The sequence below is a fragment of the Chakrabartyella piscis genome, from assembly GCA_030067835.1.
Taxonomy (GTDB): Bacteria; Bacillota; Clostridia; order Lachnospirales; family Anaerotignaceae; genus Chakrabartyella; species Chakrabartyella piscis.
In genome coordinates this window covers 2,378,714-2,401,898 of the sequence record CP092441.1, presented here as the reverse complement: position 1 = coordinate 2,401,898, position 23,185 = coordinate 2,378,714, and the positions used below count along the sequence as shown (strand labels likewise).

At 38.8% G+C, this 23,185-nt stretch carries 24 protein-coding genes; 21 read left to right on the top strand and 3 right to left on the bottom strand.

Annotated elements, in window-relative coordinates; translation table 11 throughout:
• Window positions 1-38 precede the first annotated feature (38 nt).
• The 7 genes from MJY40_RS10780 (at window position 39) to MJY40_RS10750 (ending at window position 7,626) form a co-directional block, all read left to right on the top strand.
• Window positions 39-1,223, top strand: coding sequence for a Gfo/Idh/MocA family protein (locus MJY40_RS10780; protein WP_317854250.1), 1,185 nt, complete (start codon window positions 39-41; stop codon window positions 1,221-1,223).
• Between the two features lie 36 nt (window positions 1,224-1,259).
• Window positions 1,260-2,279: an inositol 2-dehydrogenase gene (iolG, locus tag MJY40_RS10775; protein WP_317854249.1), complete on the top strand. Its 1,020-nt coding sequence runs from the start codon at window positions 1,260-1,262 to the stop codon at window positions 2,277-2,279.
• Between the two features lie 191 nt (window positions 2,280-2,470).
• Window positions 2,471-3,907: an MFS transporter gene (locus tag MJY40_RS10770; protein ID WP_317854248.1), complete on the top strand. Its 1,437-nt coding sequence runs from the start codon at window positions 2,471-2,473 to the stop codon at window positions 3,905-3,907.
• Between the two features lie 259 nt (window positions 3,908-4,166).
• Window positions 4,167-4,997: a sugar phosphate isomerase/epimerase family protein gene (locus MJY40_RS10765; protein ID WP_317854247.1), complete on the top strand. Its 831-nt coding sequence runs from the start codon at window positions 4,167-4,169 to the stop codon at window positions 4,995-4,997.
• Window positions 4,998-5,136: 139 nt separating this feature from the next.
• On the top strand, window positions 5,137-5,784 hold the full coding sequence (locus MJY40_RS10760; RefSeq protein WP_331488170.1) for a 3-oxoacid CoA-transferase subunit A: 648 nt from the start codon (window positions 5,137-5,139) through the stop codon (window positions 5,782-5,784).
• Between the two features lie 2 nt (window positions 5,785-5,786).
• Window positions 5,787-6,434, top strand: a complete 648-nt coding sequence (locus MJY40_RS10755) for a 3-oxoacid CoA-transferase subunit B (protein ID WP_317854246.1) — start codon at window positions 5,787-5,789, stop codon at window positions 6,432-6,434.
• 13 nt (window positions 6,435-6,447) lie between these two features.
• The gene (locus tag MJY40_RS10750; RefSeq protein ID WP_317854245.1) at window positions 6,448-7,626 is read left to right on the top strand and encodes an acetyl-CoA C-acetyltransferase; all 1,179 of its coding nucleotides are present in this window, start codon (window positions 6,448-6,450) and stop codon (window positions 7,624-7,626) included.
• 166 nt (window positions 7,627-7,792) lie between these two features.
• On the opposite strand, the gene MJY40_RS10745 is transcribed toward MJY40_RS10750, so the two are convergent.
• Entirely contained in the window at window positions 7,793-8,938 is a 1,146-nt protein-coding gene (locus MJY40_RS10745) for a glycerate kinase family protein (protein WP_317854244.1), read from the bottom strand.
• A 530-nt stretch (window positions 8,939-9,468) separates the two neighbouring features.
• Between MJY40_RS10745 and rplS the strand changes: the two genes are divergently transcribed.
• The 10 genes from rplS to hflX all read left to right on the top strand — a co-directional run bounded on the left by rplS (window position 9,469) and on the right by hflX (window position 18,176).
• Complete coding sequence (rplS, locus tag MJY40_RS10740; protein ID WP_304507747.1) at window positions 9,469-9,813, top strand: 50S ribosomal protein L19; 345 nt, start codon at window positions 9,469-9,471, stop codon at window positions 9,811-9,813.
• A 147-nt stretch (window positions 9,814-9,960) separates the two neighbouring features.
• Complete coding sequence (gene lepB, locus MJY40_RS10735; RefSeq protein ID WP_317854243.1) at window positions 9,961-10,536, top strand: signal peptidase I; 576 nt, start codon at window positions 9,961-9,963, stop codon at window positions 10,534-10,536.
• A 57-nt stretch (window positions 10,537-10,593) separates the two neighbouring features.
• Entirely contained in the window at window positions 10,594-11,535 is a 942-nt protein-coding gene (gene ylqF, locus MJY40_RS10730) for a ribosome biogenesis GTPase YlqF (protein ID WP_317854242.1), read from the top strand.
• 218 nt (window positions 11,536-11,753) lie between these two features.
• Entirely contained in the window at window positions 11,754-12,416 is a 663-nt protein-coding gene (locus tag MJY40_RS10725) for a B3/B4 domain-containing protein (protein WP_317854241.1), read from the top strand.
• A 782-nt stretch (window positions 12,417-13,198) separates the two neighbouring features.
• Window positions 13,199-13,708, top strand: coding sequence for an RNA polymerase sigma factor (locus MJY40_RS10720; protein ID WP_317854240.1), 510 nt, complete (start codon window positions 13,199-13,201; stop codon window positions 13,706-13,708).
• Window positions 13,692-14,027 (top strand): zf-HC2 domain-containing protein, encoded by a 336-nt coding sequence (locus MJY40_RS10715; RefSeq protein WP_317854239.1) that lies wholly within the window; start codon window positions 13,692-13,694, stop codon window positions 14,025-14,027. Before MJY40_RS10720 ends, MJY40_RS10715 begins: the two co-directional genes overlap by 17 nt.
• Before the next feature lie 234 nt (window positions 14,028-14,261).
• Window positions 14,262-15,527: a M16 family metallopeptidase gene (locus MJY40_RS10710; RefSeq protein WP_317854238.1), complete on the top strand. Its 1,266-nt coding sequence runs from the start codon at window positions 14,262-14,264 to the stop codon at window positions 15,525-15,527.
• Window positions 15,528-15,775: 248 nt separating this feature from the next.
• Window positions 15,776-16,003 (top strand): DUF378 domain-containing protein, encoded by a 228-nt coding sequence (locus MJY40_RS10705; RefSeq protein WP_317854237.1) that lies wholly within the window; start codon window positions 15,776-15,778, stop codon window positions 16,001-16,003.
• Between the two features lie 47 nt (window positions 16,004-16,050).
• A complete protein-coding gene (dapF, locus tag MJY40_RS10700) occupies window positions 16,051-16,884 on the top strand; it encodes a diaminopimelate epimerase (protein ID WP_317854236.1) in 834 nt (277 codons plus the stop codon).
• Window positions 16,885-16,898: 14 nt separating this feature from the next.
• Window positions 16,899-18,176 (top strand): GTPase HflX, encoded by a 1,278-nt coding sequence (hflX, locus tag MJY40_RS10695; protein ID WP_317856447.1) that lies wholly within the window; start codon window positions 16,899-16,901, stop codon window positions 18,174-18,176.
• Between the two features lie 69 nt (window positions 18,177-18,245).
• Here hflX and MJY40_RS10690 read toward each other — a convergent pair whose 3' ends face one another.
• On the bottom strand, window positions 18,246-18,623 hold the full coding sequence (locus MJY40_RS10690) for a YbaN family protein (protein ID WP_317854235.1): 378 nt from the start codon (window positions 18,621-18,623) through the stop codon (window positions 18,246-18,248).
• Window positions 18,610-18,942 carry a nitrous oxide-stimulated promoter family protein gene (locus MJY40_RS10685; RefSeq protein ID WP_317854234.1) on the bottom strand — a complete coding sequence of 111 codons (333 nt, stop codon included), beginning with the start codon at window positions 18,940-18,942 and terminating at the stop codon, window positions 18,610-18,612. Before MJY40_RS10685 ends, MJY40_RS10690 begins: the two co-directional genes overlap by 14 nt.
• 282 nt (window positions 18,943-19,224) lie before the next feature.
• Here MJY40_RS10685 and MJY40_RS10680 point away from each other — a divergent pair, with 282 nt between their 5' ends.
• From MJY40_RS10680 to MJY40_RS10665, 4 genes are all read left to right on the top strand, one after another.
• Window positions 19,225-20,157, top strand: coding sequence for a metal-dependent transcriptional regulator (locus MJY40_RS10680; RefSeq protein ID WP_317854233.1), 933 nt, complete (start codon window positions 19,225-19,227; stop codon window positions 20,155-20,157).
• A 531-nt stretch (window positions 20,158-20,688) separates the two neighbouring features.
• Window positions 20,689-21,450: a hypothetical protein gene (locus MJY40_RS10675; RefSeq protein ID WP_317854232.1), complete on the top strand. Its 762-nt coding sequence runs from the start codon at window positions 20,689-20,691 to the stop codon at window positions 21,448-21,450.
• An 18-nt stretch (window positions 21,451-21,468) separates the two neighbouring features.
• Window positions 21,469-21,963: a hypothetical protein gene (locus tag MJY40_RS10670; protein WP_317854231.1), complete on the top strand. Its 495-nt coding sequence runs from the start codon at window positions 21,469-21,471 to the stop codon at window positions 21,961-21,963.
• A gap of 231 nt (window positions 21,964-22,194) precedes the next feature.
• Window positions 22,195-23,148, top strand: a complete 954-nt coding sequence (locus MJY40_RS10665; protein WP_317854230.1) for a hypothetical protein — start codon at window positions 22,195-22,197, stop codon at window positions 23,146-23,148.
• Window positions 23,149-23,185 lie beyond the last annotated feature (37 nt).

Sequence of the window (23,185 nt, the reverse complement as noted above, 5' to 3'; positions counted from 1 at the left end):
AAATCAATACTTACAAAGGATAAAAGGAGGACGTACATATGTTTAATGAAGAGTTTCGCTTGGATAGTCCCATTCGTTGGGGTATGGTAGGTGGCGGTCGTGGTAGCCAAATCGGTTACATCCACCGTAATTCTGCAAAAAGAGATGGTTTGTTTGATTTCGTAGCAGGTGCTTTCGATATCAATGAAGAACGTGGTCGTGAATTTGGTACAAACATCGGTATCTCTGGTGAAAGATGTTACGCAGACTACAAAACAATGTTTGCAGAAGAAGCAAAAAGAGAAGATGGTATCCAAGCTGTTTCCATTGCAACTCCAAATGGTACACATTACGAAATTTGTAAAGCTGCTTTGACAGCTGGCTTGCATGCAGTTTGTGAAAAACCTCTTTGTTTCACAGTGGAACAAGCAGAAGAATTGTTGGCACTTGCAGAAAAACAAAACAGAATCGTTGGTGTTACATATGGTTACACAGGTGCACAAATGATTCATCAAGCAAGAAATATGATTGCAAATGGCGATTTGGGTGAAATTCGTATCATCAACATGCAATTTGCTCATGGTTTCCATTCTTCTGAAGTAGAAACAAACGATCCTGGTACAAAATGGAGAGTAAATCCTGCAACTGCTGGTCCAGCTTATGTTTTGGGCGATGTTGGTACACATGCTTTGTACTTGGCAGAAGCAATGATTCCAGAATTGAAAATCGAAAGCCTTATGTGTTCCAGACAAAGCTTTGTAAAATCCAGAGCACCGTTGGAAGATAACGCAATCGTAATCATGAACTTTGCAGGTGGCGCAGTTGGTAACCTTTGGGCAAGCTGTGTAAACGCTGGTTCTATGCATGATCAAAAAATTCGTGTGGTTGGTTCCAAAGCATCCATTGAATGGCATGACGAACATCCAAACCAATTGAAATATGAAGTTCAAGGGGAACCAAAGAGAATTTTGGATCGTGGTATGGGTTACCTCTACAACGAAGATGAACACGTTTCCTGTGATAGAATGGGTGGCGGACATGCAGTAGGTTTGTTTGAAGCATGGTCCAACTTGTACAGACGTTTCGGTACAGCAATGGATCGTGTCAACAAAGGTGAAGTTGCAAAAGACGTTGTAAAAGATATCAATTTCCCTAGCATTTATGATGGTGCAGAAGGCGTTCGTTTCATTGAAAATTGCGTTAATTCTGCTGACAATGGCAGTGCTTGGGTAGAATACAAATAAGATAACAGGTTTTGTGTATACAGGAGGAATAATGATATGGCAAAAAAAGTTAAAATTGGTTTGATTGGTGCTGGCAGAATTGGTAGACTTCACGGTGATAACATTGCAAATGCTGTTCCTGGTGCAGTTGTAGAAGCGGTTGCAGATCCATTTTTGAATGACGCAACCATTGCTTGGGCAAATGAAATGGGATGCACGAAATGTTACAAAGACGCAGAAGCGATTTTTGCAGACCCAGAAATTGATGCAGTATTCATTTGTTCCTCCACAGATACACATGCAGATTATATGATTGCAGCTGCAAAAGCTGGCAAACACGTTTTCTGTGAAAAACCAATTGATTTGAACTTGGACAAAATCAGACTTGCAATGAAGGCTTGCGAAGATGCAAAAGTAAAATTACAAGTTGGATTTGTAAGACGTTTCGATAAAAATCACAAAGCGGTTCGTGATGCAGTTGCTTCTGATATGATGGGTAGACCACATATTGTCAAAGTAACCTCACGTGACCCAGAAGAACCACCAATGGAATACGTAAAAGTTTCTGGCGGTATGTTCACAGATATGTTGGTGCATGACTTCGATATGGCAAGATACCTTTCTGGTAGTGAAATTACAGAAGTTTCTGCATATGGTACTGTTTGTATCAATGAAGGTTTCAAAGAATACGATGATGTGGATACAGCAATTGTTATGTTGAAATTTGAAAGTGGCGCAATTGGTGTTATTGATGGTAGTAGAGCAGCTCGTTATGGCTATGACCAAAGAGTGGAAGTACATTGTGCAAAGGGCTGTGTGCAAGACGACAATGTGTTGAATTCTTCCATCAAAATCTCAACAGTGGATGGTGTGCAAGTAGAAAAACCAAATTGGTTCTTCTTGCAAAGATACAACGATGCATTCATTGCAGAAGTCATTGAATTTGTAGATTGTATCCAAAATGACAAAGAACCTTCTGTTTCAGGAATTGATGGCTTGATGTCTGTTGCAATTGCAATGGCTGCCAAAAAATCCTTGAAAGAAGGCAGAGCAGTACAAATTTCCGAAGTATTATAAGAGGAAATCAATCAAATACTTGAGGCTTAGATAGCAAATTTGTATCGGGCTGGATCGTTTTTATGGTCTAGCCTATACTTTTACAAAAGAATCTGAAAAATGCACAAATATATAGGGACTATTTGTTATTTTATATAAGAAACATACAACAAAAGACAAATGATGATGAAAAGGGAATAGGAGTGAAGGGCATGGAAACAACTATGGAAACAAAACAAACGACAACAAATGAAACGGTGATGCAGGATCAAATGATTAAAGTACCACTTGTCACCAAAGTTGCTTATGGCTGTGGTGATGTTGCATGTAATATCAGTTTTGGTGTAATCAGTGCACTTTTGACATTGTTCTACACAGATTATGTAGGGATTACACCTATTGTAATCGGTCAAATTATGTTGCTTTCTCGTGTATTTGATGGGGTATCAGATGTCATCATGGGATATATCGTATCTCATACAAAATCCAAATGGGGTCAATCCAGACCTTGGATTCTATGGTCATCCATTCCATTCTGTTTGTCCATTGTATTGCTGTTTACTGTACCACAAACCACAGCAACTGCAACATGGATTTATATTTTCGTAACATATAACTTCTGTACTACAGTTACTTACACCGCTTTGAACTTGCCATATGGTAGTTTGTCTGCAATGCTCACAAGAGATTCCGCAGAACGTGATATGGTTTCTGTGTTTAGAATGGCAATGTCACCATTTGGTCGTATCTTGGTTGGTATGTGTACTTTGCCAATGGTTAAACTTTTGGGCAATACCCAACAAGCATTTGTCATCACAGCAAGTATTTGGGCATTGGTTGCTCTTGCATTGTTGTTGTTCTGCTTCATCAAATGTGAAGAAAAAGTGGTTATTCCTGCAAGAGAAACAGCAGCAAAAAAAGAAAAAGTTCCAGGTCAAGCAAAACGTTCCTTTAAAGCAGTTGTCACAAATCAATTCTTCTGGATTGTATGTGGTCTTTGGATCATGCAAAACGCATCCAGTGGTGTAACTGGTATCCTTTTGCCATACTACAGCAAATATATCTTGCTCAATGATACATGGGTATATAGCTTATTGTACTTCTTAGAACTCATCAGTTTGGTTGGTGTTGTAATCATCAGTCCAAAATTCATGAAAAAATTTGGCAAAAGAAATTATTTGATGATGGGTGCTGCTGTGGCAATGGCAGGTCAAGTATTGTTTATGATGAATCCATCTAGCTTGGAAGTTGCAATTGCAAGTCATATCATCCGTGGTATGGGTGCTGGTCCTTTGAATGCTGTAATCTTTGGTATGCTTTGTGACTGTGTTGAGTTTGGTCAATGGAAATCTGGTTTGCGTCAAGAAGCATATTTGTTCTCAGCAGGTTCCATCGGTACCAAAATCGGTCCTGGTCTTGTATCTGCATTGGTAACCACACTTTTGACAGTTGGTGGATATGTTTCTTCCACAACAGGTGGTGCAACACAACCACAAGAAGCGTTGGATACCATCGTAAGATTGTATGAATGGGGTCCAATGATTGTTTGGGCAGTTGTATTGATTTTGGGTGCATTCTATAGCTTGGATAAACTCTATCCAAAAGTAATGTCAGACCTTGCAGAACGTGAAGCAAGAGGCGAAATGTAATAATAACTTGAAATCAGGATTTCAAGTTGTAGACATAGGTAAAAAAGACGATTTCCTCGTGCCAACGCTTTCGAAGGCTTTTGCAAAGCACCTAGAAATCGCTTTTGTCCTCGACGGAAGTGAATTCCGTCTGCGGATTAAAGTCTGCGACGCTGAAAACCAAAAAAGAAATCTAGTTTATTGATATTATGGGGCATGGCTTAGGTGCGATGCCCTTTTGCAAAATAGATAAATAGTTATCATCTAGGAGGAAAATACTATGAAAAAAGCATTACATACAAAATCCATTTACAGAAGCAACTTGATTTCTGACATTCGTATTGCAAAAGAAGCAGGCTTCGATGCAGTGGAAATGGTAGGTAGCAAAGTGTTGAGCTACTTGGAAGCAGGTCATTCTGTGGAAACAGTCAAAGAACTTTTGGCAAAATATGATATGAAAATTGTCAGTGTCAACGATATTTGTCACGTAGAAGATCCAGATCCAGAAAACATCAAAAGAATTTCCTACGAAGCAAGAGTTTTGTCTAAATTCTGTCAAGATGTAGGTTGCAAACACATCCAATTGGTTCCACTTTTGGCTCATGCTGGCAAACCTTGGGAAGAAGTAAAAAAACTCAGTGCCGAAGCAGTGGTTCACGTTTTGGATATCGGCAAAGAATATGGCATTGTATTCCAATTGGAACCAGTTGCGTGGTCTCCAATCAACTCTTTGCCAAAAAGCTTGGACTTCATCAAAGAAACAGGTCGTGACAACTTGAAAATGGTAATTGACTTCTGGCATTTGTGGTATGGTCAAGGCACTACATTGGAAGATGTGGAAAACCTCGACAAAGATATGATTTGTAACATTCACTTCTGTGATGGCAAGAGAAATCCAGAAGGTACAGAATGTGATGAAGAAGATTTGCGTGGCTGGTGGGCTGGTGAAGGCGATATCGATATGCCAGCTTGGGTAGAAGCAGTTAAGAAAACAGGCTATGATGGCTGGTGGTCTTATGAACTCATTAGCAAAAGACATTGGGAAGAAGACACCAAAGCAGTTGCAGAAAAATGTAGCGCTTTGATGGATGAATATGTATTTAACGCATAATTATTTGCATTGTAAGGTTAGGTCTTGACCCAACCGTAGAATAAGGATATATAGTAGGGGTGGATTCCATATCCACCCGCTTTTCCATTGACAAAAGAGAAAATACACGCCATTTGTGTAAAAGAAAGGTGGTAAATATATGAAAATGATTGATGTACATACATTGGATGCACATATCAAAGATGGTATGACCATTATGGTAGGTGGATTTTTGGGTGCTGGTACACCAGAGATGCTTGTGGATTATATAGTAGAAAAAGGATATAAAGACTTGACTTTGATTTGCAATGACACTGCATTTCCAGACAAAGGTGTAGGCAAATTGGTGGTTGCAAAACAAATTGGAAAAGCCATTGTATCCCACATTGGCACAAATCCAGAAACTGGCAGACAAATGATGGCAGAAGAAATGGAAGTGGAATTGGTTCCACAAGGTTCTTTGGCAGAAAAAGTCAGATGTGGTGGCGTTGGTTTGGGTGGTATTTTGACACCAACAGGCATTGGTACAGAAGTGGAAGCAGACAAAACAGTTGTGGAAGTGAATGGTGAAAAATTCATCTTGGAACAACCACTTCATGCAGACTTGGCTTTGATCTATGCGTCTACTGCTGATGAAAAGGGCAATCTTGTGTATGAAGGTTCCACCAAAAACTTCAATCCATTGATGGCAATGGCAGCTGATACAGTCATTGCAGAAGTGGGCGAAGTGGTACCAGTTGGAACACTCAATCCAGATTCTATTTTGACACCACACATTTTGGTGGACTACATGGTGAAGGGGGCATAAGTATGAACGCAAAAGAAATCATTGCAAATCGTATTGCAAAAGAAGTGGAAGATGGTTCTGTAGTCAACTTGGGTATTGGCTTGCCAACTATGGTTGCAAACTACATTCCTGATGATATGGATGTGACTTTGCATTCAGAAAATGGCTTCATTGGCTTGGATAAAGTTGCAACAGGTGATGAAATCAACCCAAATATCACCAATGCAGGTGGACAACCTGTAACAGTCAAATCTTCTGCTGTATTCTTTGATAGCGCCATGTCCTTTGCCCTCATTCGTGGTGGACACATTGATATCACTGTTTTGGGTGCATTGGAAGTGGATCAAAAGGGCAATCTTGCAAACTATATGGTGCCTGGTAAAATGGTTCCAGGTATGGGTGGTGCAATGGACTTGGTAACAGGTGCCAAGAAAGTCATTGTGGCTATGATGCACACTGCAAAAGGCACACCAAAAATCTTAAAAGAATGTACTTTGCCATTGACTGGGAAACAAGTTGTGGACTTGATCATCACAGAACTTGCGGTGTTCAAAGTTGTGGCAGACGGTTTGTTGTTGCAAGAAATTCATGAAAGTACAACTGTAGAAAACGTATTGGAATTGACAGGTGCTGATGTAATTGTTTCAGATACATTGGCAACCTTTGCATAAGGAGGACATGAAAATGAGAGAAGTTGTAATTGCTAGTGCTGTTAGAACACCAATTGGTACCTTCCAAGGTGCTTTTGCAAATGTATCCGCAGCAGATTTGGGGACCATTGCCATCAAAGAAGCGTTGAAAAGAGCAAAAATCACACCTGATATGGTAGATGAAACATTGTTGGGTTGCGTTTTGCAAGCTGGCTTGTACCAAGGGGTTGCTCGTCAAGCAGCGGTAAATGCTGGCGTTCCAGTAGAAAAACCAGCTCTTGCCATTAATATGATTTGTGGTTCTGGTTTGCGTTCTGTTGCAATGGCAAGTCAAGCAATTATGTGTGGCGATGCAGATATCATTATTTGTGGGGGTACAGAAAATATGACACAAGCACCTTATGTTTTGGATAAAGCACGTGGCGGATATCGTATGGGTGATGGTAAAATTGAAGATTCCATGGTAAAAGATGCTTTGACAGATGCATTCCACAAATACCACATGGGTATCACTGCTGAAAATGTTGCAGAACAATATGGTGTCACACGTGAAATGCAAGATGCTTTTGCTTTGGAAAGCCAAAGACGTACAGAAGTGGCTCAGAAAGCTGGTAAATTCAAAGATGAAATTGTACCAGTTGTTGTGAAAACCAGAAAAGGCGAAACAGTTGTTGCTGATGATGAATATCCAAAACACGGTACTACAATTGAAAAATTACAAAAATTGAAACCAGCATTCAAAAGAGATGGCGGTACTGTAACAGCTGGTAACGCTTCTGGTATCAACGATGGTGCTGCAATTTTGATTGTCATGAGTGCAGAAAAAGCAGCTGAATTGGGCGTAACTCCAATTGCAAAAGTAAAATCCTATGCTTCTGCTGGTGTAGATCCATCCATCATGGGTGTGGCTCCAATTTACGCTTGTAGAAAAGCATTGGAAAAAGCAAACCTCACTGTAGCAGACTTGGATTTGGTGGAATGTAACGAAGCATTTGCAGCACAATCCATCGCAGTTGCAAATGAACTTGGATTCGATATGTCTAAAGTCAATGTCAATGGTGGCGCTATTGCTTTGGGTCATCCAGTGGGTGCTTCTGGCGCTAGAATCCTTGTAACCTTGCTCCACGAAATGCAAAAACAAGGTTCCAAATATGGTATGGCAACCCTTTGCATTGGTGGCGGTATGGGTACCACTGTTGTTGTAGAAATGTAAAATAAGTGAATTTGCAATTAGGATTTTGGTTCTCTAAGCGGTGGTACTTATGTATCACTGCTTTTTGTTTGCTTTTATGATGTGTGTTGCAAAATAGGAAAGGGTTGAAGTATATGGGTTTCTTGTAGGGGCTGCCCTGTGTGGCAGCCCGTAGTAGACATCTATTTTAAAAAAGTGATTTTTTATTTGCCATCAAAAGGCGAAATACCTGTTCAGCTGTATTTGTCAAATTTGTCTTTGTGGTTTCTGGCATCATGGCTTCTTCTAGGGTGCAAATGGTTTGCAAAATTGGGAAATAGGCATCAATACCTTCTTGGTTGCAGTCTTTGGCACCTTCCAAAATAGAACCAGCAAAAGCAATTGTGGTGGCACCAGCAGATTTACCCATTTTGGCAATTCCAATAGGTCCTTTACCCATAGCCGTCTGTGCATCCAATCTACCTTCACCTGTGATGACATAATCGCAATTTTGAATGTGCTGTTCCAAATCCAATTCCCTAAGCACCAAATCAATGCCAGATTGCATATCCGCATGCAAATAAGAAAGCAGTGCAAATCCAAGTCCACCAGCAGCACCAGCACCAGCTTGGTTTTGCTTGTCAATACCAAAATGCTTGGCTGTGATGTCTGCAAAGTGAGATACATATCCATCCAAAATAGGCTTCATATCATCAGTAACACCCTTTTGACCACCATAAATATAAGTGGCACCTGTTTCACCACAAAGGGGATTGTTTACATCGCAAGCCACTTGAATGGTAGCATTTTGCAACAAAGGTGAAACCTGAGTATCATCAATGGATTGGATGTTTGGCAAATCCTTTGCAAATTTATCGACAGGGTTTCCATTTGTATCCAAAAAATCAAAGCCCAAAGCGGTCAGCATACCCAAACCAGCATCGTTTGTGGCACTGCCACCAATGCCAATGAGGAAGGAGGTGGCACCTCTTTTGAGAGCATCCAATATCATTTCACCAACACCAAATGTGGTTGCATACAAAGGCTCTTTTCTTTTGGATATGGTGATTCCAGATGCTTCTGCCATTTCTAAGATGGCTTGCTTTTTATCTGATAGATAGGCATACTTTGCATCTGTTGGCTCTCCATATGGCCCACAAATGGACAGGTGAACCCATTCACCACCCAGACCAGATACAAAGGCTTCGGCAGTGCCTTCACCACCATCGGCAAGTGGTTTCACAATGCAGTTGGCATCGGGAATCACACGCAAAATACCTTCTTTGACACTGTTTCCAGCTTCCAAAGAGGAAATACTTCCTTTGAATGAATCTATGGCAATGAGAATTTTCATATGGGAACCTCCTGTGTGGTTGATTTATTATACATTACAGTAAATGATATAAACGTTTTGCGTAGGGGAGGATATCATCCTCCAGTTGCTTAAATCCAAAAATACATTTCTAATATTCTGTCATCGTAACACGAAAAAAAACTTCTTTCAAGGTCATTTTGATGGTGATTTTTTAGGGCAATACCGCATAACCCTGATTGCAAAATTTGTGTGGAGATTTTTTCGTCGCAACTATCAAAAAACGGAGGCGATATCGGAAATATCGTCGAGTATTTTTGGTGATTCTGACGGAAAAATAAACCACAAAGGTTGTGATAGAGGGTTTGTGCGGTGTTGCCTTGGGAATCTATGGTAAAATAAAACTTCAGAAGAAAAATAGGTAAAAACGCAAAAAAACCTTGAAAAATCATAAAAAAACCTTGCATGAGGTGTCTTATTATGATATAATTCTGAATTGTGATTATGGACGGTCCAATGATGTATCAAAGGGATTGCATTACGAACGTCTTTGTGTATAAGGAGGAAACAAAATGGATATCATCAGAGAATTGGAAAAAGAGCAATTGAAAAGCGAAGTAACTCCATTCAACGTAGGTGACACAATTCGTGTTTACGCTAAAGTTGTTGAAGGTACAAGAGAAAGATTGCAAATGTTCGAAGGCGTTGTCATCAAAAGACAAGGTGGCGGCATTAGAGAAACTTTTACAGTAAGACGTATTGCATCTGGCGTTGGTGTTGAAAGAACATGGCCATTGCATTCCCCACGTATCGATCGTATCGAAGTGGTTAGACGTGGTATTGTAAGACGTGCTAAATTGTTCTACTTGAGAGATAAAGTAGGTAAAGCAGCAAAAGTTAAAGAAGTATTGAGATAAGAAAAGCTGCCTCGATGGAATTGTTTCATCGGGGCTTTTTTCATAGTAACCTATGTACTTTATATCTGTTGACTGTAGGGGTTGATGCTCACATCAGACCACCTATAAACCATTTTGTATTTCCAAAGATCCAGCAGGAGGAGAAATATGGAAGAAAAAGAAATCAAAGAAGAAAAAAAGAAAAAGAAACCAAACTTCATTTTGGAAGTGATTATCTTTTTGGTAATGATGTTTGTATTGCGTACCTATGTTTTGGGTACTGTATATGTAAAAGGTTCTTCTATGGAACCGAATTTTCATCATGGGGATTTGGTCTTTGTCAATAAACTTGCAACCAACATTGGCTCACCAGAATATGGTGATGTGGTCATTTGCAATGTGCATCTCAGTGATGAACGTGAAAACCTCATCAAACGTGTCATTGGAACACCAGGTGATGAAATCGATTTGCGACCAAAAGACGTTGATGGAGCCAGACTGTATGATGTATATCTCAATGGCGAATTCTTGGAAGAAGAATATATTATGGAACCCATTGGCAATGATGGGGATATCGACTATCCATACATTGTGCCAGAAGGCTGTTATTTTGTTATGGGTGACAATCGAAATGCAAGCACAGATAGTCGCAGAACTTCTGTTGGTGCTGTAGAAAAAGCAGATTTGGATGGTGAAGTGGTATTTGTGTTGTATCCATTTGATCGCTTTGGATTTATTTCTTAAATGTAACAATGTAGGGATAACCCTTGCGGTTGTCCAAAGATAGAAAGGTAGAAACATATGAACATTCAATGGTACCCAGGACATATGACCAAAACTCGTAGAATGATGGAGGAAACCATTTCTTTGGTGGATATTGTCATCGAACTTGTAGACGCTCGTATTCCTTATAGTAGTAAAAATCCAGATTTGGATCATTTGGCTCGCAACAAACATCGTATCATTTTGCTGAACAAAAGCGATTTGGCAGATGAACGTGCAACAGCCATTTGGGAAGCATACTTTGTAGAAAAAGGGTTTCGTGTCATTCGTATGAATGCACTCAAAGGCAATGGTATGGGTGAAGTGACAGAAGTGGCTCGTGATTTGATGAAAGAAAAAGTAGAACGTTTGCGTGCAAGAGGTAGAATCAATGTACCCATTCGTAGTATGATTGTAGGTATTCCAAATGTAGGAAAATCCACCTTCATCAATAAATATGTAGGCAAAACTACAGCAAAAACAGGTGATAAACCAGGTGTTACACGTGGAAAACAATGGATCAAACTCAAGAAAGATTTTGAACTTTTGGATACACCAGGTATTTTGTGGCCTAAATTTGAAGACCAACAAGTTGGTTTGAAATTGGCATTTACAGGTGCCATCAATGATGATATTTTGGATGCACAAACCATGGCAACCAAGTTCCTTGCATTGATGATGAAAAGAAATCCAGATGCCATCAAAAAACGTTATGAAGTAGAAATCAACGAAGAAACACAAGCCCATGAAGTATTGGAACAAATTGCAATCAGCAGAAGTTTCAAACTCAAAGGTGACGAACCAGACTTGCAAAGAGCAGCCAAAATCTTGTTGGATGAATTCCGTGGTGGCAAATTGGGTAAAATCACATTGGAATTGCCAGAAGACATTACAGAAATGCTTGAAGAAAAGAAAGAACGAGAAAAAGAAAAAAGAGAAAACACAAAAGAACGTAAAGCAAAATATACAGGTAAAAAATAAATGAACATAGAGGCAGATGGTGATAAGCTGTCTGTCTTTTTGATATTAAAAATAAACGGACAGATATGGAATCTGTCCCTACAATTGTCGAAAATAACGGGATGTCGGGGACGCCATCCCCTACAATCATCGAAATCAATGGGATGGGTGGAACCAATATTGTCACCGCAATCCTGTAGGGGAGGGGTTTCCCCTCCCGCAATAAACAAGGAGGAACTATGATTTCAGTACAAATTGGATATGAACTCAAAACACGTTGTCCACAGGCACATTTGGCATTGGTGCAATGTAAGGTGTCTGTGTGCAAAACAGAAGGTGATTTGTTGCAAATCTTCAATGAAAAAATTGCAGAACTTGCAGAAGTGGAATTGTCTCAGGCAAATAAGAGAGAAACCATTCAAAATACACGTGTGGCATACAAAGCATTGGGAAAAGACCCAAACCGCTATCGAAATTCTTCAGAAGCTATGTGTAGACGCATTGCCAAAGATCGTGGTTTGTATTATGTGAATAATGTGGTGGATATCAACAATTTGCTTTCCATTTCCACAGGATACTCCATGGGGACTTATGATGTATCTCAAATTTCAGGCGGTATCACATGGGAGCGTGCAGAAGATGGCACAGAATACCAAGGCATTGGCAAAGATGTGTTGAACATTTCCTTCTTGCCAGCATTGTTTGATGATTTGGGACCTTTTGGCAATCCCACAAGCGATAACACCAGAGCTATGATTGGAGATGCCACCAAAGAAATTTTGTTGATGTATTATTTGTTTGATGATGTGGTGGATACAGATATCCTTTTGGCAAATGCAAAGTCAGTGTTGGAAAGCTACGCAAATGCAACTGATGTAGAAATTGCAGTTTGTATGGAATAAGATTTACAAAAATGTAATGGTTTTTATTTCCATAGTATGATACGATGAAAAGAGAAGAAAATTTATATAATGTGTAGTGAAGCAAGAAGATGAATATAATAATTTGAGCCTTTAATTTATTCAAATATTAAAGCTTTACAGACCGTACCTTTTGGTGGCAAAAGGTACCCCAAAACCACCACTCGTTTCGAAGGCGTGGAGCCCCGATTTAAGATGGTCTATCCCGACCCTCTTAAAAATCACCCCGACAGACAGATGACTAGTGGTGTAAATCCTACGATTAGACCGTGAGTGACAAGCCCCTCACCTCTTGATTACTGACTCAAAAGCAAAGTAAGTAGTGAACAAATGATTTTTGATTTCCACTCAACCTTTGCTTGCAAAGCGGAATCCTCTAGATTGCTATTTGTAGGAATTTCAATAAGCGTCTCTAGCCATGAAGGAAGTATGCTCAAAAATCAATTCATTCTCTAACCTAAAGGATTTCGCTTGTAAGGGAGTTTCGAGGGGTCGCAGCCCCCTTGAACCGTGCTCCACGCTTCGGAAGTAGTGGTGGATTTTGTTACTTTTCTCCAGTGAAAAGTAAGGTCTGAATGCTTTAAACTGGGAATAAATTCCTACCTAAAATTAATTCACAAACATTCCAGCGGGTGACGAAACGTCACCCCTACAAAAACAAACATCACTACACAAAATAAGCATAATAGGTATCACAATAAATAGTGTATATAAATGAAAGGCACAGAGTGCAGTACAATACAAAAGAGAAAGTAGGTGGAACATTGCAAACATTTGAAACACTTTATACCCAATATTACGATAAAGTATATTGCTTTTTGTTCCGTCTTTGTGGGGATGCCACAGTGGCAGAGGATTTGACACAAGAAACATTTTTGCAAGCCTTCACATCTTTTCATAAGTTTCGTGGAGACTGTCAAATGTTCACTTGGTTGGCATCCATTGGGAAGCATGTATATTTCAAATATTTGAAGAAAAATAAATTGCAACTACAATCCTGTAACTTGGAATTGGTGGCACAAACCTATTGTTTCGATGGTAGGAATAACCCAGAAGTTGTGGTACAAAAAAAAGATGTAGAGCAGGCAGTGCGTCGTATTTTGGATGGGATACAACCCAAATATCGTGACGTGGTGTTGCTTCGTATTTATGCAGAACTTTCCTTTGCAGAAATTGCATTGATTTTGAAAATCAGCGAAAACTCTGCAAAAGTAATTTATTTTAGGGCGAAAAAGATGTTATTGGAGGTGTTGCAAAATGAAATTGAATTGTGATATGACCATGGATTTGGTGGCGTTGTATCAAGATGGTTTGGCAAGCGAAAGTACAAATGAAGCGGTGGAATCTCATTTGGAAACCTGTGCAAGATGTAGAGAATATTACAAATCCTATAGAATTGCAAAGCCATTTCAAGAAGAATTTTTGACAGTGCAAGAAAGAGAGTTTGCAGAAGTGGCAAAACGTTTGCGTGCTCGTAAATTGTGGAAACGCATTTTCACATGTTCTTATATCTTGGCATCCATTGCAGCAATGATGGTGCTTTGGTTACGCTTGCAAGATGAAGACGAATTTGATGTATACCATGTGAAATAATGAATAGTGAATAGTGAAGAATGAATGGTTAGTGGTGCCGTAATCTAAAACATGACACAACTGTAGGGGAGGATAGTATCCTCAAGTTATGAAATGAATATATTGCAAATGTAAGGGCAGATTCTATATCTGTCCACAGAATGTTTGTTTTTCACTGACAAGCTTCTTCTATCTTGTATGAAATAGCAACCTTTGGCATATTCTATGAACAGTCGAAATGATTGGAGATAACCTATGATTGAATTGAAAAAACTGAACAATGGAATTGTGGTTGCGTTGGAAGAAATCGCTTATGTAAGAAGCATTTCCTTTGGGATTTGGGTCAAAAATGGTTCCAGAAACGAAACACCAGAAGAAAATGGCGTTTCCCATTACATTGAGCATATGATGTTCAAAGGAACTGAAAAACGAACTGCCAAAGACATTGCAGAAGAAATGGACGCAGTTGGTGGTCAAATCAATGCCTATACCACCAAAGAATATACTTGCTATCATACACGTGTGTTGGATGAACATTTTGATCGTGGTTTGGATGTGATGGAGGATATGGTTTTGCATTCTGCTTTTCTACAAAAAGAAGTGGATAAGGAACGTAATGTCATCACAGAAGAAATTTATATGTATGAAGATGCACCAGAAGAATTGGTTCACGATGCATTGCAAGATGCCATTTGGTCAGATAGTTCTTTGGGTATGCCGATTTTGGGTACAGAAGAAACCATTGGCAATTTGACAGCAGAACACATCAAAGCCTATTATGAAGCAAATTATCATACAGAAAACATGGTGTTGTCTGTGGCTGGTAATTTCAAAACAGATGAAATGATGGAAAAGCTGAACCGTAAATTGGGTAGTTTCCATAGAAATCAACCCTACAAACCATATGAAACCAAAGCAGAATATAAGGTGTCTCATGTGGTGCGTGAAAAGGATGTGGAACAAGTCCATACAGTGTTGGCATTTCCATGTTTTGGTCGGAATCATAAGGATAAATATGCATTGGCTGTGTTCAATACCATGTTTGGTGGTGGTATGAGTTCCCGTTTGTTCCAAAAAGTGCGTGAAGAAGAAGGTTTGACCTATTCCATCTATAGCTACACCACAGCTTTTGACGATACAGGCTTGTTTTCCATTTATGCAGGTATGAATCCCAATCAGTTGGAGCGTGTATTTGCATTGGTGAAAGCAGAAATTGAAGAAGTGAAAGCACATGTATTGTCAGAAAAATGGATTGCAGTCACCAAAGAGCAAATGATCAGCAATTTCATCATTGGCACAGAAAGCACTTTGAATCGCATGAATTCAGCAGGTGCAGCATTGTTGTTGCGTGGTAGTGTGGATGAAACGGAAGAAGTCATTGCAAAGCTCAGTGTCGTAACAGGTGATGATATTTTGCGTGTGGCAAATACCATTTTTGATATGACACAAATCAGCTGGTGTGCAGTGGGCAATGTGAAAAACTTGGATGTGGATGGCATTGCAAATAAAATTTTTTCATAATTTATATAAAACTACAAATACTACCTATGAGGAATGGGAATTGAGAAGAACTTGCGGACATGGCAAGCCATGTCCCTACGGTGTTTCGTAAGGGAATGTTTCGCAAAATATTGTGTAGGGTTGGGTCTTGACCCAACCGAAAACGAGAAATCATTGTATTTTATGGAAACACAATATCAATCATCACAATTCACCATTCACTCTTCACTGGAAATGTGAATCATTTCTATAATAAGGGAGGTATTTGTATGAAAGCAGCAAATTGTGTGGCACTGACTTTGATTGTCATTGGTGCAATCAATTGGGGGCTTATTGGATTCTTTGGATTCGATTTGGTCACCAGCATCTTTGGTGGCAATCTATTCTGGATTTCCAGAGTCATCTTTGGATTGGTGGGGATTGCAGGCTTGTATTCCTTTGGTCTTTATCCATTGGTAACACAAGACAGTCCTACAATGGATGTAGCAAAACGATGATAACAAACAGGCAGAGAAATCTGCCTATACATAAATGGGAGGATTGTATGCGATTTACAAAAATGCAAGGTTGTGGCAACGATTATATATACATCAATTGCTTTGCAGAAGTGGTGGAACACCCAGAGAAATTGGCAATTGCAATGAGTGAACGTCATTTTGGTATTGGAGCAGATGGTTTGGTTTTGATTATGCCATCTGAAACCTGTGATTTTCGTATGCGTATGTTCAATCTGGATGGTTCTGAAGGGGAAATGTGTGGCAATGCTGTGCGTTGTATTGGGAAATACGTTTTTGAACGTGGCATGACTGACAAAACATTGGTATCACTAGAAACCAAAGGTGGCATCATATATTTGGATTTGGATGTACAAGATGGCAAAGTTGCAACAGTTTGTGTGGATATGGGTACACCTAGTTTGGAAGCAAAAGACATTCCTGTGATACATGAAACCAGCCCTGTTGTTGGCAAAAAAATAGAAGTTCTTGGCAAAGAATATGCAATGACTTGTGTGTCTATGGGCAATCCACATGCAGTGATATTTGTGGAAGATGTGGACAATTTCGATGTGGAAGGTGTTGGCAAGCTCATTGAATGTCACAAAGACTTCCCAAACAAAGTCAATGTAGAGTTTGTGGAAATTGTGGATAGAACCCATGTAAAAATGCGTGTATGGGAGCGTGGCAGTGGCGAAACTTTGGCTTGTGGTACAGGAGCTAGTGCAACTGCTGTGGCTTGTATTTTGAATGGTTTGTGTGATGATAAAATCAAAATCTCTTTAATTGGTGGGGATTTGACAATAGAATATAAGGAAAATCATGTGTTTATGACAGGCATTGCAGAAATTTCCTTTGATGGTGTTTGGTTGAAAGAGGTGTAAGTGTGGCAAAAGAAATGCACGAAACAGCAGAAGTAGAAGAAAAGTTAATTTTATTTGCAGTGGAACAAGATGAACGCAGAAGTAGATCTGCAATGGGTACAGATGCTTGCTTGGATGAATTGGAAGAATTGGTCAATACAGCAGGCGGTACTGTTGTGGCAAGATGCATCCAAAAAAGAGAAACCATCCATGGGGGTCATTATTTTGGAAAAGGTAAAGTAGAAGAATTGAAAATGATGGTGGAAGCATATGACGCTTCTGGCGTTGTGTGTGATGATGAATTGTCACCTGCACAATTGAAAAACTTGGAACAATTATTGGATACCAAGGTGATGGATCGAACCATTGTTATTTTGGATATCTTTGCAGGCAGAGCTTTGTCTGGTGAAGGAAAATTACAAGTGGAATTGGCACAGTTGCGATACAGATTGTCACGTTTGGCGGGTATGGGTGCTTCCATGTCACGTTTGGGTGGTGGAATTGGTACCAGAGGTCCTGGTGAAAAGAAATTGGAAGTGGATAGACGATACATCAAAGATCGTATTTCAGAGTTGAAAGCAGCTGCAGCAGAAATCAAAACACATCGTGAATTGTTGCGTAACCAAAGGGGTAAAAAAGGTACTCCAACGGTTTCTTTGGTGGGATATACCAATGCTGGCAAATCCACTGTTATCAACTATTTGACAGATGCTGGCGTTTTGGCAGAAGACAAATTGTTTGCAACTTTGGATACCACAACCAGAAAAGTGGAACTACCCAATGGTTCTGAAATCCTGTTGACAGATACAGTTGGTTTCATCCAAAAATTGCCACATCATTTGGTGCAAGCATTTAGAGCAACGTTAGAAGAATTGCAATATGCAGATATTTTGCTCCATGTGTTGGATGCGTCCAATCCAAATCGTGAAGAACATATGGAAGTGGTTTATAAAACCCTTGAGGATTTGGGATGTAAAGACACACCAGTCATTACAGTGTTCAATAAAATGGATCGTGAAGGTGTAGAATTACCTTTGCCATTGGATGCACATGCTCGTGAAGTGGTGCAAATTTCAGCACTGACAGGTGAAGGATTACCAGAACTGTTGCAAACCACAGAAGATTTGCTGAAAAGTTTCCGTAAATCCATGGTGGCATTGGTTCCTTATACAGAAGGTGGACTCATTGGTTGGGTACATGGCAGATGTGAAATTTTGCGTGAAGAACATACACCAGATGGGGTTTTGTTGGAAGTGTTTGTAGATGAAGAATCTGCAAATCGTTTGGAAAAATATGAACAACCACAAATGTAAATAGACGTAAATGAAAAGGATGGTGAAAGCCATCTTTTTTTGTATACGCATGAAATGATGTTATTTATATCAATCAGAATCTTTGGTTTTCACAAAACGAAGGAAATAAATCATATGGAACAACCAAACAAAGAACAAAGAAATTTGTCCAATGGGTACATGTGACATGAAACAAAAACTAACACCCATAACCAGAGTAACGGTACAAATGACACGTCTTTTGGCTGATTTGGTCATACCATCACCTTGGACAAAACTTTCCAAATTTTGTTTGTATAACTGGGTACCTTTGAACCAAGCATTCAATTTCTCACTGCTTCTACCAAAACAAAAAAGCGCTAACAAAAGAAATGGAACAGATGGCAACAATGGCAAAATTGCACCCAAAAAACCCAAACCAACACCAAGCATACCAACGATAATATATAGTATTTTACGTAGATTCATTTGATTGTTCCTTTCTTTTATGTTTGATGGTTTCTGCAACGTGTTTGATTGCCAAAGGTGGATTGTAAATGAGCATCCAAGGACCAGCAAATTTCATAACATTGCGGATTTTCTCTCTTTCTGATGGACGATAGCAATGTATTTTGCAATTGGAGCAAAAGGTTTTGGTTTCCTGAAAAGGACATTTTTCTGCACGTAATTTTGCATAGTCCAATAGGGCAGTGCATTCATCACAAAGGGTTTTGCATCTATGCTTTTTTTTACAATATATGCCAATCATCAATGTCAAAAGTTCTTGTTCTTTGGTTTTTTGATCCATAAATTTAACTCCTATTGTTCAAAAACAGTATACCAACTTTTACGAAGTTAGCACATAAAAACTAACGAAAGTATACCACCATATGAAAAATTTGGCAATGGTCAGTGGTATAGAATTTGACAAAAGGTGTTTGTATTGATAAAATGGTTGCATATATCAGATGATTGGAGCTATACAAAAACAATTGGATGCATCAAAGTTTAGGAAATTTACGAAAGAAAGGGTATATATATGGAAAAAGAATCGTTTCAAGCCAAGGCAATACGCCAAAGTGATGAAAATATGCTGAAATCGATTGTGTTGATTCGTATGAACAAAGGAGAAACCCATGTAAAGGATTTGGCAGAAACCCATCAAATGAATTTGACAACAGCATATTCTGTGGTGAAGCGTTTGACTAAAAATGGATATATCAACCCATTGGATCCACATAGAGGGGGTAGAACCTCCAACAAACAAAGCTTGATTTTGACACCAAGTGGAGAAGCATTGGCGAAACGTATTTTGGATCGTCATGAAATTGTCCATAGTTGGTTGTTGCGTTTGGGTGTACCCTATGAGCAAGCAGATGAAGAAGCCTGTGATATGGAACATGGTATTTCTGATAGCACCATGGCAATTTTGGAACGTCATGTTTCCATGGTATCTGAAAAAACAGGTATGCCAGAAGCACCAGTTGGCAAAGTTATGGATCGCATGAAGCAAATTCATGCTACAAATCATCCTATGACAGTCAGTGATAAAGTACACGAAGCAGTGGAATATGCTGGTGGTGTGGAAGGGATTTATCGTAAAGAAGCATTGCTTGCAAAAGTGGGTGGAGAAGATGCCACCAAAGAAATGTTGGAAATGGTAGATGCTTTGGGTGGTTTGGAAGTTTGGCGTAAAGAAAAGAAACAACTTTTGGCATTGAAAAAATTGGTGGATGAAAAAGAAGACATTAAGTATGTGCAAAAGGTGTTTGCATATTTGGATTTTATTGGTGGTTTTGGTCGTTTGCGTAGTGTTATGACCACCTTGGAAAAGAATGATTTGCAATTGGAAGCATTGGAACAATTGGTGGAACTGAAAAAATCCATTGGCTTGTCAGAAGAACAATGGGATGTGAATTTTGCAAAATGGAAGAAACTTTCACGTGACATGGGTGGTGTAGAAAAGATGCTTTCTGTTTTGGAAAAGGAACAAGAAATTTGGAAAGAAATTTATAGAAGATAAATAACTAGCCTTTTGTGTGTCTTATGGATGCCAAAAGGTTTTTTTATTGGTTTTTTATTTGATGGTTTGTATTATTGGAAAAATAAAAATATTTGATGGAGTGAAAAACATATGTGTCTCACAAAAACACGAATTTTGCAAATAAAGTAGAGAAAAATAAGAAAAAGATAAGAAAATTACAAAAACAAAAAGAAACCAAAAGAAATAAAACGTAAGCATATATAAATAATTCAATTGAATAAATAAATATATTTCATAAATATCTATGTATTTTATTGAATAATAAAGGAAAATTAAGATGTGTTGTGCACTACACAAATGTTTATTTATATTAAATATTTAGAAAAAAGATATTGACAAAATATATTTGTTGCAGTAGAATGAAAAAGAATTTTAAGAAAAGGAATAATAATACACTTCATAGAATTTAAAAATAACCGATTTATGTGAATGTAATATTTTTTTTGTAAGTGAGTTATTGATAACTAACTTTATTATGGGTTATAGGGATTTTGGTAAGTGAGAAAGGAAATGAATTTGATGAAATTTCAAAAGCAGAAAAAGAAGATGCAAAAGTTGATGGGGATAGTGGCAACACTTTCTACAATTTCTCTTTTATCACTCAATGTATTGGGTGGAGAAGTGGCAACAACTGGAAGTGGAGATACTGGAAGCACAGCTGGTACATCAACAACAACAAGCCAAGGTGAAAGTATCACCAGTACAGGAAGCGAATCTAGTGTAGGAAGTGAATCCGGTACAGGAAGCGAATCCAGTACAGAAAGCGAATCCGGTACAGGAAGCGAATCCAACACAGGAAGCGAATCTGATACAGAAAACAATTCTTCTACAGAAACTACACCAGAAAGTGAAGCAAAACCAGAAAGTGAAGCAAAATCAGAAGGTGAAGCAAAACCAGAAGGCGAAACAAAACCAGAAGGTGGCTCTACTGGCGGTGGCGGTTCTACATCAGATGAAGATGTGACAGAAGAGGAAGTTGTACCAGAAGTGGAAGAAGAAAATGAAGTTGAGGAAGAAGTTCTCATTGGGCCTGTTTTGCCAGATGTGGAAAATTTGGTGGAAGTGAATCTTGCTGAGGTGATCTATAAAACATATAGCTTCACATTTACAAAAGATGTAAATGAAGAATTGTTTGGTTTGATGACAGCAGATGAGGAGCCATCAGAAAACATGGTAACCACACCAGTCACTGCAACCATACCGGGAACTGTTACTGCAACAGCCAATGTTCCAACAGAAATTTTCACAATTCCAAGTGGTATCGAAGAATAAAAGAAAAGGAAAGTGTATATGAATCAGAAGAAAAAAATAATCATCTGTCTAGGTGCGATTGTGTTGTGTTTGGTGGCATACTTCGTTGGACAGGCAAATAGACCAGTAGGAACTGGTACCGTAAGCGTTGGTACTGCATCCATAAGTGACGTTACATATGAATTTGAAGAAGAACAAGAACGTGCAGGTGCAACCATTGGCGATAACATCAAAATCCCAGGATATGATTTGATTGCTGTGGATGCTGGCGAAACCAAAATCAAAGGAGATTTCTTCAATCCAGATGAAAACAATGTATATTTCAAAATGGTATTCCAATTGACAGAAACAGAAGAAATCATTTTTGCATCAGATCTCATCAAACCGGGTCAACATTTGTATGAAATCGAGTTGATGCGTGTTTTGGATGCAGGAGAATATGATTTGACCATTTTGTATGAAACATTTAGTACAGATGGCAACTTTACACCACTTAATGGTGCAAATTTACAATGCCCATTGCAAGTAGGATGAAATGAACAATAGGCAGAACCCATTTGATATGGTGCTTTTTGTAGGGGGTAACCCTAGCGGTTGACCGAGAAATTGGTGGCAAGCAGAAATGCTTCACATAGAGAAATGTAACTAGAGGATTTAAAAGCTTAAGGTTTTAAAATGAATTAAAAGATTTAAAGGGCGTAAGTTAAAGGTTTTAAATGGTTTTAAAGATTTAAAGGTTTTAAAAGGTTTCAAAGGAGTAAATGAATGAAAAAAAGTAATAAAGCAATGGCAACAGTAATGGCAGCTATCGTAGCAATGAATGCAATGATGGTTCCAACAATGGCAGAAGAAAGATTTGTGCCAACAGAAGATGGTTCTTATACAACAACAGCAGTTGATATATACAAAGATGCAGCGATGAGCGGTTTCAGTACTTCTGCAAATGGGATGTTTGCAGATGAAGCAGAAATCGAAATCTCTGGAGAATGGGCAACTTTGAAATTATTTGTATACAACCCAATTGCGAGTAGTATGTTAAATGGTGCAGCAGGTGGCGTTTTGGTTGACAACAAAATCACATATGAAGGTGTTGAATATGCAGGAGAATTGACAAGCATTGGATATGAAAATCCAGATGCAGTGGTTAAGCTCTACAGCAAAACAGTAAATATGCTTGGTATTGTTGGTGGAGAAACACACACAAGTGATGTCATTGAATTTACTCTTCCAAAGGCTGTTTTGGGTGAACTTATGGTTCTTACAGGAACTTTGAACTTCTCCAATTACAATATGACACATAATTACTACTTAGATTTGATGTATGCTGACACTGCTAAAACAACATCTCAAACTATGCAAATCTCTGCAACTGTTCCAGCTAATATTTCTACATATGCAGTTACAATTCCAGAATCTGCTGCAATGGGAAATTTGAGTACAACAGAAAACACTTCTGTCAACTATGAAGTGACTGTGGATGCAGGTACAGCAGGTAAAAGCATTACAATCGAAACAACAGATGCAACTTTGACAAATGAAACTGGTTCTGTAACACTTGCACTTACCAATACATTTGGTTTGGATGGTGTAGCAACATTTGCAGAAAGTGGTTCTATCACAGGTTCTTTGATGGTAATGGGTTCTGATGTAGCAAAAATTGCAACAGATGCAGCACAAAACTTGACAGGTTCCATCACATTTACAATTACAGCAGAATAAATTTACATAAGATTTTGTAGGGACAACCCTAGCGGTT

Coding starts and splice junctions, on each gene's coding strand:
- MJY40_RS10780 (WP_317854250.1), top strand. CDS start 39: ATGTTTAATGAAGAGTTTCGCTTGGATAGTCCCATTCGTTGGGGTATG.
- iolG (WP_317854249.1), top strand. CDS start 1,260: ATGGCAAAAAAAGTTAAAATTGGTTTGATTGGTGCTGGCAGAATTGGT.
- MJY40_RS10770 (WP_317854248.1), top strand. CDS start 2,471: ATGGAAACAACTATGGAAACAAAACAAACGACAACAAATGAAACGGTG.
- MJY40_RS10765 (WP_317854247.1), top strand. CDS start 4,167: ATGAAAAAAGCATTACATACAAAATCCATTTACAGAAGCAACTTGATT.
- MJY40_RS10760 (WP_331488170.1), top strand. CDS start 5,137: ATGAAAATGATTGATGTACATACATTGGATGCACATATCAAAGATGGT.
- MJY40_RS10755 (WP_317854246.1), top strand. CDS start 5,787: ATGAACGCAAAAGAAATCATTGCAAATCGTATTGCAAAAGAAGTGGAA.
- MJY40_RS10750 (WP_317854245.1), top strand. CDS start 6,448: ATGAGAGAAGTTGTAATTGCTAGTGCTGTTAGAACACCAATTGGTACC.
- MJY40_RS10745 (WP_317854244.1), bottom strand. CDS start 8,938: ATGAAAATTCTCATTGCCATAGATTCATTCAAAGGAAGTATTTCCTCT.
- rplS (WP_304507747.1), top strand. CDS start 9,469: ATGGATATCATCAGAGAATTGGAAAAAGAGCAATTGAAAAGCGAAGTA.
- lepB (WP_317854243.1), top strand. CDS start 9,961: ATGGAAGAAAAAGAAATCAAAGAAGAAAAAAAGAAAAAGAAACCAAAC.
- ylqF (WP_317854242.1), top strand. CDS start 10,594: ATGAACATTCAATGGTACCCAGGACATATGACCAAAACTCGTAGAATG.
- MJY40_RS10725 (WP_317854241.1), top strand. CDS start 11,754: ATGATTTCAGTACAAATTGGATATGAACTCAAAACACGTTGTCCACAG.
- MJY40_RS10715 (WP_317854239.1), top strand. CDS start 13,692: ATGAAATTGAATTGTGATATGACCATGGATTTGGTGGCGTTGTATCAA.
- MJY40_RS10710 (WP_317854238.1), top strand. CDS start 14,262: ATGATTGAATTGAAAAAACTGAACAATGGAATTGTGGTTGCGTTGGAA.
- MJY40_RS10705 (WP_317854237.1), top strand. CDS start 15,776: ATGAAAGCAGCAAATTGTGTGGCACTGACTTTGATTGTCATTGGTGCA.
- dapF (WP_317854236.1), top strand. CDS start 16,051: ATGCGATTTACAAAAATGCAAGGTTGTGGCAACGATTATATATACATC.
- hflX (WP_317856447.1), top strand. CDS start 16,899: ATGCACGAAACAGCAGAAGTAGAAGAAAAGTTAATTTTATTTGCAGTG.
- MJY40_RS10690 (WP_317854235.1), bottom strand. CDS start 18,623: ATGAATCTACGTAAAATACTATATATTATCGTTGGTATGCTTGGTGTT.
- MJY40_RS10685 (WP_317854234.1), bottom strand. CDS start 18,942: ATGGATCAAAAAACCAAAGAACAAGAACTTTTGACATTGATGATTGGC.
- MJY40_RS10680 (WP_317854233.1), top strand. CDS start 19,225: ATGCTGAAATCGATTGTGTTGATTCGTATGAACAAAGGAGAAACCCAT.
- MJY40_RS10675 (WP_317854232.1), top strand. CDS start 20,689: ATGAATTTGATGAAATTTCAAAAGCAGAAAAAGAAGATGCAAAAGTTG.
- MJY40_RS10670 (WP_317854231.1), top strand. CDS start 21,469: ATGAATCAGAAGAAAAAAATAATCATCTGTCTAGGTGCGATTGTGTTG.
- MJY40_RS10665 (WP_317854230.1), top strand. CDS start 22,195: ATGAAAAAAAGTAATAAAGCAATGGCAACAGTAATGGCAGCTATCGTA.